We start from the raw sequence: 14,166 nt of genomic DNA, 5'->3' as shown, positions 1-14,166 counted from the left end.
GGAAGCGCAGACGCAACTGCGGAAGATCCATGGCTCCGGGCGCTAAGCTCAGTCGAGCTTCTCGAACGACGGCCTCGGCGCGATGATGGGCGTACGCTTTTCATTGATATGGAGCCACGTAGGCGCTTCCACCGACATGAGCTTTCGGTCGACAGTAATCAGATTCTGCTGTGCCGCCTCGTTCAGGGCATCGAGTATCTCGACTACCTTCACCTTCCCGTACTTCTCCAGTTGCGTCTGGATCTTCTGCGCCTTCGCGCTCGGCTTGTAATAATAGGGCGCACGATCGTGCCTACCAACCGTCAGAATCGCTTCAGCAACCGCCTCATACGCATCGTTGAACAAGCCCATAAAGCCGTCCGGGTCCGGTAGAGCGATCAGGTGGAGACTCTTCCACCTCTGATATCCCGCCGGAAGGTCTACGGCTTGGGGAACAATCGCCACTCGGAGCCCGTTGCCATCTTCGAGTTGATGCCAATTACTCTTGATGGTGGCGGCAGCAAATCGCGCCTTCTCCGTACTGCTCAGGAAGAGGTCAGTCTTCCATACCTTCTTGATCCGTTCTCGAAGTTGAGGCTCGGCAGCAACACCGCCAGCAGCAATGGGCACCCAGGATCCGAATGCGAATGGCCGACCTGATCCGTCAGGCAACAACACGGCATCGCCACTCGCGTTGTTGACAACTGCCTCAGTGAATCCGAGATGGCGTGCACGTTCGTGCCCGAACATCAGAGACGTCGGTCTATCCAAATCGGCAAATGCCCTAGGGCTTACTTTTCTGAGCGCTTCGCCGACCAGATCGACAACGCGTTGTTCGCCGCCGACAATCGCCTCGTGAACAGCCCACTCAAACCCATCTCCGCGCAATCCCTTGTCGCGATGGAGACGAGCAAGCTTAGCAAGCTGCCGAAACGTGACGTCCACCCGATCGCAATTGAGGTCTTCAAGGTCCGCATGCGACAACTCATCAAAATGAGCCCTCAGAATTGATCGCGATACCGCATAAAGAGCACGACCGTACTCATCGACCGGTTCAGCCTGACTCAGAAAGGTGACATCAGCCATTCGAAGATCCCCCTATTTCCTAGAACCGTAGATCAGACCGGAACTCGGCCGGGGTGAAGCGGAACGCCGGACGCAGAGATTCCACTAACGGAAACGGAGGTTCCGACGAGGCCATCTCAGCCCAGATAGGGCATCCTAGCCCACGCCGACGACTCAGCGATCAGTAATGATATCTAGCGGCGAGGACGACGATCTCCTTGTCCGTTACCAGGTAGACGAGGCGGTGCTCGTCGTCGATCCGTCGCGACCAAGCCCCCGCCAAGTGGTACTTCAGCGGCTCAGGCTTGCCGATTCCCGAGAAGGGATCCCGCCTGACGTCCTCGATGAGCTTGTTGATCCGGGCAAGCATCTTGCGATCGTTCTTGAGCCAGGACGTGTAGTCCTCCCAGCCCTGGTCCTCGAAGACGAGCCTCACGCGGCACCCGCACCAGCGTCCGATGGCCCCGGATCGATCAGCTCACGCTCCGACACGTTGACGTGGGACAGAGCGTTCTCGTACGCCTTGAGCAGACGGCGGGCGTTCGCCGGCGAACGCAACAGGTACGAGCCCTCGCGCAGCGCCGCGTAATCATCGGCCGAGACAAGCACGGCGTTGCCGTGCTTGGAGACGATCTCGATGACCTCGTGGTTCTCGTTGACCTTCTTGATCAGCGGAAACAGTTCCTTGCGGGCTTCACTCGCAGTTATCGACATGCCCTGACCCTTCCATCAAGTGGTACCTAATAACGTACCACTCTTGACGCCGTCCAGGGAGAGGAAACAACTGACGGACGATTAGCCGCCCCAGCACCGATCCAGCACAGCAAGAACCTAGGGGCCCACCCACGAAGGAGTGGACCCCATCTGACCTGCATATTTACCAGATCAGCGACGTGGTGATACGTCAGCCGCTACACATTGAACCGGAACTCGACCACAAGGCTGTGACCTGCGGAAATGCAGGCGCATCCCAGCACCATCCCAGCACGGGATGCGCGACGAAGTACAAGAAAACCGAAGATCGCCAACGCTACATGGCAGCGCCCGCACATGCCTGAAGTCTGCGGAACTTCTACGCACGCCACATCAGGCTCGTGCCACCACGCCGAACCTCACAGAGCAGCACAGCGCTCGCGCTCACTCACGGTCTTCCCGGACGCCAGCGGCCAGCTCCACCGCCTGGCCGCCGCCCAGAATGTACGTCCAGACCTCGGGGCCGGCGCGAGCGTCCATAGATCCCGGATACCCCCGGTTTGGTGGGGCATAGTCAGAAGCTTCCGCGCTGTCGCAGGTCAGCCTGCATAGCTCAGCGGGTGGAGCAGGCGCCTTCTAAGCGCTTGGCCGCAGGTCCGAGTCCTGCCCGGGGCGCCCCAAACATGGCTGGTCAGGGCTCTCTCGGACCGCCAGCGGAGAAACGGGGCGCGCGGTACTGCGCCGTTCGTTCAGAGCGTTGGATTCCGTGCTCCAGAGAGGGGCAAAGTGGATCAGCTCGGCATTCAGCTGGCCGAAGTGAGACACGCCAGGCCCCCCTTCTCCAGCTCGTGCACCACCAGCTCCTCCATCACGTGTCGCTCCCTGGCGGAGGCGTAGGCGAGGTCGTGCAGCGCAGCAGCACGCCTGGCGAAGTCCCGCCTCACCGCATCGGTCGGCCAGGGGATCTTGTAACGGGAAAAGTCCTTGCGCCTCATCGCACGGGCCTGCTCGCCCTGCGTAACGGCAGTCAACTCCCGCCTCCGGTAACGCAGCGAGTGCAACAACCACATCCGATCGACCTCGGACTCCGTGTAAATCGCGAGCGTCCGCCGACCTGGCACTACCGGGGTAGTGGTGAGCACGGTCCGCACCTCCCCGGGACGGGGCGCGATCAAGAGGCTGCCGGACGGGCATACAACCTCCGCTTGCGCCACGGTGCGTGAAGTCACAGCACCCAGATGTACTGTCCTGCAGTTCAGTACTTCGCGGGGAGACACCCACGGCATAGCCGACTGCTCGCTGTCCGGCAGAGACTGTGTCGCACCAGCCGTAACCTGACACACTTCGCCCACTGCACGCTCGGCAGCCGGACCTTGCCCGCACGTCTGCAGCGCCTCCACGAAATGCGCATCCGCTAGTCCCGTCGCGCAAGACACAATCCGGGTGTTCAACGCATTCCTGTGCTCAGCAAGCGAGATCAGCGAAAGTAGCCTCTCCCGCACCGGCGCTGGAGGCACTGGCACGGGAAGTCGGTTGAGTGCCTGCAGAGGCAAGGTCATGTGCTCGGCGTTTGACGAGGACAGCGTGAGATAGCTGTGGCTCTGCGAGGTCTTCAACCACCATCGACACCACAGATCCCATTGTTGGGCGCGGCCCTCTGGTGTCCAGCGGACGACCGCGAGCGACCTGGCGATATTCCATCCTGCGTGCTCCTCCCCTGCAACTGCTGCCTCCCCCACACGCCCCACGAGCACGACAAGGAGGTCCCCAGACCTCAGCGTGCTGCGTGGGTGGCGTCTGGCCACATCGGGAGGCACAAATGTGAACTCCTGGACGTGCACACCTCCCTCGACAATCTCTGTGGCGCGGATCATAGGGATTCCGCTGGATGCCTTCTGCTGTCGCGCAATTCCGTAGGCGGCGTACTCGACCCCAGGGAAATCACGCAACTCAACGACGGGCCACGGAGTGGGGACATCATCCGATTCTGTAGTCATGCCTGCTCTCCAGGGCATCACGGACTCGATTCCTGGCTGCGGCGCTACGATCCATGCACTCATACAGCTCGGCCTTCCGGTTCCGGTCTCCGTCGCTTGAATGCAACTGCGCGGTGCCCCCGTTCCGTACGTAGCGTGCGGGAGTCAGGTCGAAGCCCGCATCAGCGATTTCCTCAAGACTCGCCGCACGGCACCATGGCGCGGATTCAGGAGCGCCCTCGTCCTCACAGCGCCGGAGGCCCTGCCACTCACCGAAGATCTGCAGAAGGCGCTCAACCGAGTCCTGGTCGAAAATGCGCCGTGACCCGTCCCTCGCTGTCGGCAGTTTTCCTGCATCCGCGAACAGGACCCGATGGGTGTTCGGCCGCTCCCCTTTGGCGAGCAGCCACAGCGCCATGCTCGTGCTGGTGTGTGGAAAGAGCCATGCCGGCAAAGCCACGACGCCTACAACTAGACCGTTTTCGAGCAACCTGCGACGGATCAGTCCGTCGGTGCTATTGCTGCTGTGGGCTGCTCCGGGGGAGAGCAGGACGACGGCCCGCCCTTGCGGCGTCAGGTCGGCAAGAATGTGCTGGACCCAGGCGAAGTTCGCGTTGCCCGACCGTGGTACCTCCAGGGTCCATCGTCTGTCGTCCTTGAGTTCGCCATGCCCCCAATCTCGCAGGTTCACAGGAGGGTTGGCGACGATCACGTCGGCCGGTTCCGGCGACGTCCCAGCCCGGAGGCTGTCAGCTACTCCCTTGCCGAGGTCGGCATGGAATCCGTGCAGGGCAAGGTTGACGGCCGCGGCATAGCGTGCCGTCGGATTGAGATCCGCTCCGGACAAGCGCACCTCGCCACCTTGGGTTCGAGCCCGGTAGGCGGCTGCTCGCAGTAGTCGCCCGCTTCCGCACACCGGGTCCCGAACCACCTCGCCTCCTCGGGGAGCGGCCAGTCCTGCGAAGAGGTACGCCAGATCATTCGGCGTGAAGTAGTCATCGCCGCGCGAATAGCGCGTCGAGTACATGTCGAGCAACACATCGAAGAGCCCCACGTCGGGCTCCAGCCGCCGAACCTCCACGATCAGCTCGCGGAGAGCCGGATCGATGAGCTCGAAGGGACGACTCACGCCTTCGTCGTGGCACGCGGGCAGGTTGTAGGTACGGGCGACAGGCGTACGCGGCCAGATCTCATTCAGCATCGCACCCGCGGACGCCGAGTCGGACCGCCACGGGGGCCCCGCCTCCACTGCTGCTCCATGGCTGGGCCAGCAGTGGAGGTAGACCACCTGAAAGGCGAGTCGGTACGTCGTCTCGGCATCAGTCGTGCTGCGCAGCTTCTCAACGGCCAGTAGCACTCGCCGGTACTTCAGGCGCCCCAGCTCGCTCCCTCGCTCCTTCGGGATCACGACGACATCAGCCACGTAACAGTGGCCAGTCCGATGAGCATGGCGACTCCACAGGCACCACCGCCGTACTTGACAGCTGTGACAATCTTCCCCGCGCCCGCAAACTCGAGAATGCCGGCCACGAGCCCCACTACCACAGACGCCAGGACAACCACCATCAACAGCAGCGCTCTCTGCGACATGCCCTAACTCCCCCAGACTTCTCTACCGTTCTGCGGACCGTTCCGCGGACTCGAAAGTAGCGGCCGGGCGCTCCCCGCGTCGCGCAGCACTGGAATTTGCTTTTGAGCAAGGAGAGCGGACACGTCCGATGCCGGTCTCAACACGGGGCATCCAACCGGGCAGAGAACCGCCGCGCCAAGCAAGCGCTGTGCCGGGGCAAGGAGCCAATACGGACGAGGGCTATGCGTCCGCGGTCGAGCCGTCCTGGGACCACTTGTCAGCGAAGTGTTCCATCTGGCGGATCACCAGGTCGATCGCTTCCTTGGACTGCTCCGGCGGGTAGCCGTGGCGGGCCAAGAGGCGCCTGATGGTGGCGCGGAGCCTGGCCCGGACCGGTTCGCGGGCGATCCAGTCCTTCTTGAGGTTCTTGCGGACCTGGACCACAAGGTCCCGGGCGATACCGGAGAGGACCTCGTCGCCCATGAGGTCGCGGGCGCTGCCGAGGTCGGCGACCGCGTCGTAGAAGGCGAGTTCGTCGTTCCCCAGCGGCGGGGTGAACTTCTCACCTCGCCGGGCGTCTTCCGCGACCGTCTTGGCCAGTTCCACCAGCTGGGCGATGATCTCCGCGCTGGTGAGCTGCTGACGCATGTAGCGGGTCATCAGCTCCTGGAGGCGGACCGAGAACGCGGTCTGGCGGACGATGTTGTGCCGGGTCTGCTCGCGCATCTTCTGCTCGACCAGGCGACGCAGGGCTTCGGCGGCCAGGTGCGGGGTATCGCTGTTCTGCAGGCGGCCGACGAGGGCGTCGTTGAGGTGAGTGAGGTCGGCCTTGTCCAGTCCGGCCTCGGAGAAGAGGTCGGTGACGCCGCCGGTTTCGACGACGGCGGAGGTGAGCTGGGAGAGGTAGAGGGCGACGTCGCGGGCGACGGGCAGACCCTGGGCCTCACGGTCCATGGCGTCGAGCTTCGCCATGTACGTACGGACCTCGACGAGGAACTGGATGTCGCGCTTCCAGTACAGCTGGTCGGTAAACCGGGAGGAGATGTCGGCGGAGGAGCCGGCCAAGGCGAAGAAGCGTTCCAGGCGGTAGCCGTGTTCGCGGAAGCGGCGGCTGAGGGTCTGGTTCGGGTCGTCGAGCTTGTCGGGGTTGTTGCCCGGGGTGGCGGGGCTGCGCAGGTACTCGGCCGTGGTGTAGGCCGCTTTGATGAAGGACTTCGGGTCGGGACGGAATAGGCGTTCGCGCCAGTTCCAGCCGAGGAGCATCTGGTCGAGGATGTCGTACTCGTTGCGGAGTTCGTCCAGGGCTCGGTCGATGTCCTGGCCGAGGGTCTGGTCCGCCTGATCGTCGGCGGAGTACTCGGCGATGGCCTTCTGGAGGTTCTCGGTGAGGGGGGCGTAGCCGACGAGGAGGCCGTCCTCCTTCTTGCGGAAGCGGCGGTTGACGCGGGCGAGGGCCTGCATCAGGCCGGCGCCGCGCAGCGGCCGGTCCAGGTACATGGTGTGGATGGCCGGCGCGTCGAAGCCGGTCAGGAGCATGTTGTTGACGATGAGGAGCTGGAGTTCGTCCTCGGGGTCCTTGGCACGGTTGATGACGGCCTTGCGCTGGGAGTCGCGCAGGGCGTGGGCGCGCAGTTCCTTGGAGTCCTTGCGGGAGTCTGAGGAATAGACGATCTTCATGGCGCCGGTGGTCGGGTCGTCCGTGTGCCAGTCGGGGCGCAGGATCTTCAGGGCGTCGTAGACGAGGACGCAGATCTCGCGGGTAGCGCAGACGAGCATCGCCTTGCCGGGGGCTCCGCCGGGTGCGTCGTCGGCGTCCGCGACGAACGGCAGCATCGCCGCACGGCGCGCTTCCCAGTGTTCGACCAGGTCCCGGGTCAGGTCGCGTATCCGGGCGGGGGCGCCGTACATGGCGTTCATGGTGGCGACGGCCTGCTCAACGCGGGTGCGCTCGGTGTCGTCCAGGCCGTCGGTGATGCGGTCGGCCTCGGTGTCGATGGTGGTGGGGTCGACGTCGTGATCGAGGACGAGCTGGACGACGCGGCTCTCGTGGTAGACCTTCACGGTCGCGCCGTCGTCGGCGGCCCGCTTGAGGTCGTAAGTGTCGATGTAGTCGCCGAAGACCTCGCGGGTGTTGCGGTCGGCCTCGGAGATCGGGGTGCCGGTGAAGGCGAGGAGCGTGGCGTGCGGGAGCGCGTCGCGCAGGTGGCGGGCGTAGCCGTCGAGGTGGTCGTAGTGGCTGCGGTGGGCCTCGTCGACCACGACGACGATGTTGCGCCGCTCAGAGAGGAGCGGGTGGTCGGTCCCGGATTCCTTCTCCTGCTTGGTGCGGCCGAACTTCTGCAGGGTGGTGAAGAGGATGCCGCCAGTGCGCTTGGCGGCGAGCTCTTCGCGGAGTTCGGAGCGGTTGAGGAACTGGTGGGGCTGTTCCGGGAGGACCTCGCTCTCCTTGAACGTGTCGAAGAGCTGGTCGTCGAGGTCGGTGCGGTCGGTGACGACCACCACGGTGGGGTTGTGCAGGGCGGGGTCGCGCATGACGAGGTTGGTGGCCAGCACCATCTCCTCGGACTTGCCCGAGCCCTGGGTGTGCCAGACCACGCCGGCCTTGCCGTCGGTAGCGGCGGCGCGGCGTACAGCGTCGGCGGCGCGGGTGACCGCGAAGTACTGGTGCGGCTTCGCGATCCGCTTCATGCGCTTGGCCGGCACGAAGTTGATGAAGGACCGGACGAGGGCGAGGAAGCGGGGCTGGGTGAACAGGCCGTGCAGGGCGAGGTCCTGGCCGGTCGGGATGTCGGCATCGGCGTCGGCGTGGACGGCGGCAGCGTCCACGGTGTCCACGCGGGCGCCGAACTCGTCGGTGTTCCACGGGGCGAAGTGCTCGTACGGGGTGAAGGGGGTGCCGTACTTCGCGGTGATCCCGTCGGAGAGCAGCACGACCGCGTTGTAGCGGAAGGCGGTCGGGAACTCCTCGACGTAGTGCCGGATCTGGGTGTGCGCGGCGGCGAGGGTGGCGTTCGGGTCGCCGGCCCGCTTGAGCTCGATGACGGCGAGCGGGAGACCGTTGACGTACAGGACAAGGTCGAAGCGGCGGTTGCGCTCACCGTTGATCACGGTTACCTGGCGGACGGCGCGGTACGTGTTCGCGTCCGCGTGCTCCAGGTCGACGATGCGGACGGTCGGCGTGTGCTCGGCACCGAGTGCGTCGGTGTACGTGACGGAGTGGACGCCGTCGGTCAAGTAGCCGTGCGCGGTCCGGTTCTCCTCGTACGTGTCCTGCGAGGTGGGCGTTGCGGCGGCCGCGAGGGCCTCACGGACAGCGTCCGGGGCGAGGGCGGGGTTGAGTCTCTCGATGGCCTCACGGAGATCGGAGTAGAGGATCAGGTCGTCCCAGGAACGGCGGTGGCCGGATCCGGGAGCGAGCTCATTACCCTCGGCTTTCGGCCAGTCGAGCTCCAGGAGCTCTTCGAGGGCGAGGAGCTCCCAGTCGAGTTCGAGGGGGCGGAAATTGTCGCGGGTAGGGGTGTCGCCGGTGCCGTGGTCGTTGTCGTTCCCGTGCGTGGTCATACGTGGTCCTCGACAATCTTTTCGGCGTCCTTGACGCGGAGGCGGCCGGACATGAGTTGGGGGAGGAGGGTGTCGCGGAGGGTGGCGAGACTCAGGAACTCCCGCTCAGCTACCAGCGCGCGCTCCCAGAGAGGGCTGATTACGCTGTCCAGAGCTCTCAACGTCTTGGGGCCCGGAACCGGTACAGGCTCATCCAAATGCCTGCGCTGAATGTGTCCCATTGTGGTTGCCTTGTCGGCAGCGATTGAACGGAATTCATCTAGCTTCCGATGCACTAGCTGACTCGCTAGCCAAATGGGATATCCATCTCTTGGAATGCATTTGAAGATGTGCTGATTGATGATCGCTTCGGGCCGAAACCATCGCGCAGCAGTCAGTGAGCCAGACCACGCGAATAGCAAGTCGCCCGGACGGGCCAGGTGCCTTTCTGGAACGTCGATTTCGTTGTAAACCGTAGAGGCCCCCGGACCACTGTTGATTTCAGCAATCCGTACAACCATGCGCCCCGTCCCGGTGGCACCCTTCGTAAAAGCCCGCCCGTTGATGAACTCAGCCACGCTCGACAGAGGCTGATCGCTATATCCATCGACCAATTTCAGCACGGCTTCACCGAAAAGCGCTCGGGAGAGCTCGTCAGCAGTGCCTGCGATACGCTCATTGACGGCGATCTTGTCGTCCAGCGCCCCTAGCATTTTCGCGATTGACTGCTGGTAAGCAAGCGACGGACAGCGCACTTCCACCTTCCGGAGTTGCGTCAGGTTGAAACCTGGAACAGAGCTGCCAATCGACGCCCCCTGAATCTGTGCGACAGCACCAGGGGATGACAGGGCATAGTACAGAAAGAGGGAATCCACCCTTCCAGGGTCAGGCGTAAGCTTCATCTGCTTATTCGACACGATGTATCGATCGAACCTTGACCGCTCATCAACCAGGCCAATTTGCCCAATTGTGCCCCAACAGGTGAAAATAAGATCTCCGCGACGAGCCACGCTCCGCGGAAATTCTTCCGCCTTAGACTCATCAACAAATACAATCTCAGGGTCTATCAGACGCTCGCCCACATCAAGACTCAAGTTACTTCCACGAACGACTGGGACACCTTCTTCGCGAAAGAAGCGAGACCCAATAGCCGAACCGAACGGCCCCGTCGCAAGGGAATGCTTTCCAGGTGCCGCAAGGTCTTCGATCCTCAGCTTCTTCCATTCAGCCATTGATCTTCCCCAACTGCTCGCGCACCGTCTTCGCCAGCTCGTCCGACTTGTCGAACAGCTCGTACAGCTCCTCCGTCAGCCGCGCGATCTTCTCTGCGACCGCCTCGGCGTCCTCTTCCTCCGCTTCAGCCGCCCCGACGTACCGCCCGGGCGTCAGGACGTACCCGTGCTCCTGGACCGTCTTCAGGTCCGCGCTCGCGCAGAACCCCGGCACGTCCGCGTACGTCTCTCCCGCGTCCTTAGCGCTCGCCGTCCCGCGCCACGCGTGATAGGTCCCCGCGATCTTCGCGAGGTCGCCCTCCGTCAGCACACGCTCGGTGCGATCGACCATCTCGCCCATGTCCCGGGCATCAATGAACAGAATCTCGCCCCGGCGGTCCGAAGCAGCGACCTTCTGCCCCTTCACGCCCCCTGGCGACTTGTCCTTGGCCAAGAACCACAGGCAAGCCGGAATCGCCGTCGTCCGGAACAACTGCGCCGGCAACGCGACCATGCACGCCACCATGTCCCCGTCCACCAGCGCCTGTCGGATCTCCCCCTCCCCGCTCTGCTGGCTGCTCATCGAGCCATTAGCGAGGACGACGCCAGCCGTCCCCCGCTCCCCCAGCTTGCTGATCATGTGTTGCAGCCAGGCGTAGTTGGCGTTGGACTTCGGCGGGACGCCGTACTTCCACCGCGGATCGGACTCGTTCCGCGCCCAGTCCTTGATGTTGAAGGGCGGGTTGGCCATGACGTAGTCGGCCTTGAGGTCCGGGTGCTTGTCGTCGGCGAAGGTGTCGCCCCAGCGGGCGGCGAGGTTGCCGTCGATGCCGTGGATGGCGAGGTTCATCTTGGCCAGGCGCCAGGTGCGTTCGTTGAGTTCCTGGCCATAGACGGAGATGTCGGGCTTATGACTGCGGCCGCGGTGGGCCTCGATGAACTTGGCGGCCTGGACGAACATGCCGCCCGAGCCGCAGGCCGGGTCGTACACTCGGCCCTCGTACGGCTCGAGGACCTCCACCAGCAGGCGGACAACGCTGCTCGGGGTGTAGAACTCGCCGCCCCGCTTGCCTTCCGCGCGGGCGAAGTTGCCGAGGAAGTACTCGTAGACCTCGCCGAGGATGTCCTGGGCGGGCTTGTCGTCGTTGCCGCCGAAGCGGGCGTCAGTGATGAGATCGACGAGTTCGGCCAGGCGCTTCTTGTCGACGTTGTCTTTGTTGAAGATCTTGGGGAGGACGCCGGTCAGTGACGGGTTGGCCTTCATGATGGCGTCCATGGCCTGGTCGAGGGCCTCGCCGACGTTGCCGCTCTTGGCGTTGGCGGAGATCGAGGACCAGCGGGCGCTCTCGGGGACCCAGAAGACGTGATGCCCGGTGTACTCGTCCTGGTCCTCCAGGAACTCCTCCAGACGGTCCTCGGCGATGCCCTCCTCCGCGAGTTCCTTGGCGAGCTGTTCGCGGCGCTCTTCGAAGGCGTCGGAGACGTATTTGAGGAAGATCAGGCCGAGGACGAACTCCTTGTACTGGTTGGCGTCCATGGAGCCGCGCAGCTTGTCGGCGGCCTTCCAGAGGATGGCCTGGATCTCCTTGGGTGTGGAGGCGGTGAACAGTACTGCCTGGTCAGCAGGCTTCTTCTTCCGGGGCGGCATGGGCTTTCGGGTCTCCTTTAAAAGATTTCGGGAGTCGGACGGAGGTCAGACGAGAGTGGTTCGGTGAGGGTCAGCGTGCCGTCGACGAGGCCGGCGGCGGTCAGGGAGGTCAGGTCGTCGAGGGCGGCCGCGTGCTGGCGCAACAGAGCGGTACGGCGGGCGATGTCGGTCAGGAGGGCGTCGTAACGCTCGGCCTCGTCGCCGGGGAGGTCGGGGATGAGGAGGTCCTCTATGCGGCGGGCGGAGCGGACCGCGCCGCTCACCCGCCGGTGTTCGGTCGACGCCGAGCGCAGGAGTGCTGCCAGGACATGGGGCCGTACGGGATGCTCGGCGTCGGATCGTACGCGCAGGACGCGGGCGGGGAAGGCGACCACGGACAGGCCCTCGTCGTCGACGTACGCGCCGAAGCTCGGGGTGGCGGTGACGACGATGTCGCCTGGTTCGGTGAAGTAGGCGTGCTCGTAAGCGGTGAGGAGTACGGCGCGGTCGATGCGGTGGCTGCCGACCGGTGCGGTGCCGGTGATCTCGGCCGGGGTGAGGACGGTGTAGTGGCCTGCGCCGCCGGTGGTGAGGTGTTCGTCGGCGATGCGGTGGCCGGGCAGGCGGCGCAGGCGGCGGTCCTTGAGCAGGCGGGCCACGGTGGTGCGGCGAACCGGCCGGTCGTCGGGGCGCAGGACGGCGTTGCTGCGGATCGTGGGTGCGTGGTCGAGTGCGCTGCGGGTGGCGTCGATCAGCTGTTGGAGCCGGAGTTCGGTTTCGGCGATGCGGGCCGGGCGTTCAACGACGGTGCGGGTGTAGCGGTCGGCGTGCGGGCGGTGCTGCGGGGTGAACGCGGTACCCGGAGCGCCGGTCAGGGTGGTGGCCGGGACGATGACGGCGTTGCGCGGTTCGTGACGGCCGTCCGCCCGCCAGCCGGCGTCACGGAAGATGTCGACGTCCTCGGCCAGCGCGTCCAGGGCCTGCGCGATAAGGGTGCGTGAGGAGAGGTCGGCGAGGAGGACCTGACCGGTGCGCTGTGCTTCGCGGGTGCGGTGCAGGATCCAGATAGCGGTGCGGTGGGCCGGACGGAAGGGGAGTACGCCTTCGGGGAGGCTGATCGCGACCTTGAGGAGGTGCTGTTCCAGGAAGTCCCGGCGCAGGCGGTCTGCTTCCCCGCGTGCGGGCAGGGGCCGGACGAGCGCGTCGGCAGGGCCCAGGACGACGGCTATGCAGTCCTCGTCGAGGAGATCGGTGAGGTCCTGCAGGCTCTGCAGGACGGCGAGCGAGCTGCGGGTCTCGGCCGCCTCGTAGGGGAGGCAGCAGGCGATGACGTGCGGGTTTCCCCAGTCATCAGTGGCCAGTTCCTCGCCGTCCGCAAGGTCCATCTCGAACTCCTGGACGCCCTGTGCCATGAGGCGGCGGCGGGCGATCCGGGCCAGATCCGGCATCGGGTCCGCGGAGAGGAAGAAGGGTGAGTCCTCGGCATCGGACACGGATTCGCGCAGAGCGACCAGCAGATCGCCGCTTCGGGGATGCAGGACGGCGGCCGTTACCTCTTCCTCGCGCTCGTTCAGTCGCGCGAGACCGGTCAGGCGGGCCATCGCCCGACTCACCAGCGGAATCGGTTCCTCGGCGGCAAGGTCGTCGCAGCCCAGGCGGCGGCGCGCGTCCATGACCCGTTCGAGCGCATCGGCCGGGGTGTAGGCAGCCTCGGTGAGCTGGTCGGCGAGCACGGCGAGCTGGGGGCCCTGACGTTCGGCGTCCGGCAGGTCGCGCAGTTCTTTGTGGAGGTAGGTGTCCTCGAAGTCGGTCTCCGCGGCGCGCTCCAGGATCGTGCGCCACGGCAGCTCAGAGAGCGGTTCGCCGAGGAGCTGGCGCAGGCAGAGCAGCGCGGTCACGGTGTCGACCAGCGTGCGGGCGGGGATCGCGCGCCGCCAGGCGGACAAGGTGTGCAGCACCAGCTCCGCTCGGATCTGGCCGGCGTCGGCATTGCCGCGGCCGGTGGACAGAAGCCATTCGGCGACTTCACGGCCGTCGAAGAGCGGGCTGGCCCCCTCGTAAGCGACGGGCTCGGGGAAATCCGCGTGCCGGCGGGCCCAGGTGGTGACGACGGGACGTTGGACCTGGGCCAAGGTCCCGATTTCGGCGTAACTGATCCGCCAGGAGATCTCCTCGGGCAGGATGGGAGCGGTTGCTTCACGTGTGCCGGCCATGCGGTTCCGCTCCCTTCGTGACGACTGCCTCGTGCTCTCGGTCGAGAACGTTTCTCCCAGGGCACCTCACACGCTACAGCCGGTCGAGCTCACCGATTCGCCAGCGGTTGATAACCAGGGTTATCAGGTTCTCGAACAATTTCACCTCCAATCTTCTGGCACCTTCGTCACCATCACCCCGGCACCACCCGCCGGGACGCCAGCCCCATACGAGTCCGACCGCACCGGCGTCCTCTTCGCCGCACCTCTGCTCCCTTGCCGGGCACTCACCCCTGTCCGCCTCGACACCACC

10 protein-coding genes and 1 tRNA gene are annotated in these 14,166 nt (G+C 64.9%); 1 reads left to right on the top strand and 10 read right to left on the bottom strand.

Translation table 11 applies throughout. The features are described from left to right. Window positions 1-48: 48 nt before the first annotated feature. The 3 genes from ACZ63I_RS22710 to ACZ63I_RS22700 all read right to left on the bottom strand — a co-directional run bounded on the left by ACZ63I_RS22710 (window position 49) and on the right by ACZ63I_RS22700 (window position 1,758). Complete coding sequence (locus tag ACZ63I_RS22710; protein ID WP_469340795.1) at window positions 49-1,065, bottom strand: hypothetical protein; 1,017 nt, start codon at window positions 1,063-1,065, stop codon at window positions 49-51. A 160-nt stretch (window positions 1,066-1,225) separates the two neighbouring features. After that, window positions 1,226-1,480 carry a Txe/YoeB family addiction module toxin gene (locus ACZ63I_RS22705; RefSeq protein ID WP_365902680.1) on the bottom strand — a complete coding sequence of 85 codons (255 nt, stop codon included), beginning with the start codon at window positions 1,478-1,480 and terminating at the stop codon, window positions 1,226-1,228. Then, window positions 1,477-1,758, bottom strand: a complete 282-nt coding sequence (locus tag ACZ63I_RS22700) for a type II toxin-antitoxin system Phd/YefM family antitoxin (protein ID WP_319680406.1) — start codon at window positions 1,756-1,758, stop codon at window positions 1,477-1,479. The genes ACZ63I_RS22705 and ACZ63I_RS22700 overlap by 4 nt, the downstream gene beginning before the upstream one ends. A gap of 589 nt (window positions 1,759-2,347) precedes the next feature. On the opposite strand from ACZ63I_RS22700, the gene ACZ63I_RS22695 reads away from it, so the two are divergent. Then, window positions 2,348-2,409, top strand: a tRNA-Arg gene (locus ACZ63I_RS22695). Window positions 2,410-2,540: 131 nt separating this feature from the next. Here ACZ63I_RS22695 and ACZ63I_RS22690 read toward each other — a convergent pair. The 7 genes from ACZ63I_RS22690 to ACZ63I_RS22660 form a co-directional block, all read right to left on the bottom strand. Continuing rightward, window positions 2,541-2,879 carry a hypothetical protein gene (locus tag ACZ63I_RS22690; protein ID WP_469340794.1) on the bottom strand — a complete coding sequence of 113 codons (339 nt, stop codon included), beginning with the start codon at window positions 2,877-2,879 and terminating at the stop codon, window positions 2,541-2,543. Between the two features lie 835 nt (window positions 2,880-3,714). Continuing rightward, the gene (locus ACZ63I_RS22685; RefSeq protein WP_469340793.1) at window positions 3,715-5,136 is read right to left on the bottom strand and encodes an N-6 DNA methylase; all 1,422 of its coding nucleotides are present in this window, start codon (window positions 5,134-5,136) and stop codon (window positions 3,715-3,717) included. Beyond that, entirely contained in the window at window positions 5,118-5,303 is a 186-nt protein-coding gene (locus tag ACZ63I_RS22680; protein ID WP_052577077.1) for a hypothetical protein, read from the bottom strand. The genes ACZ63I_RS22685 and ACZ63I_RS22680 overlap by 19 nt, the downstream gene beginning before the upstream one ends. A gap of 220 nt (window positions 5,304-5,523) precedes the next feature. After that, window positions 5,524-8,844 (bottom strand): type I restriction endonuclease subunit R, encoded by a 3,321-nt coding sequence (locus tag ACZ63I_RS22675; protein ID WP_469340792.1) that lies wholly within the window; start codon window positions 8,842-8,844, stop codon window positions 5,524-5,526. Then, on the bottom strand, window positions 8,841-10,055 hold the full coding sequence (locus tag ACZ63I_RS22670) for a restriction endonuclease subunit S (protein ID WP_469340791.1): 1,215 nt from the start codon (window positions 10,053-10,055) through the stop codon (window positions 8,841-8,843). The genes ACZ63I_RS22675 and ACZ63I_RS22670 overlap by 4 nt, the downstream gene beginning before the upstream one ends. After that, entirely contained in the window at window positions 10,048-11,682 is a 1,635-nt protein-coding gene (locus tag ACZ63I_RS22665) for a class I SAM-dependent DNA methyltransferase (protein WP_469340790.1), read from the bottom strand. Before ACZ63I_RS22665 ends, ACZ63I_RS22670 begins: the two co-directional genes overlap by 8 nt. 17 nt (window positions 11,683-11,699) lie before the next feature. Then, on the bottom strand, window positions 11,700-13,874 hold the full coding sequence (locus tag ACZ63I_RS22660) for a hypothetical protein (protein ID WP_469340789.1): 2,175 nt from the start codon (window positions 13,872-13,874) through the stop codon (window positions 11,700-11,702). Window positions 13,875-14,166: the final 292 nt, after the last annotated feature.

It is taken from the genome of Streptomyces sp. NPDC087906 (genome assembly GCF_055584925.1).
Note: the sequence above shows the minus strand (reverse complement) of the source record. Positions and strands in the feature narration are given on the sequence as shown.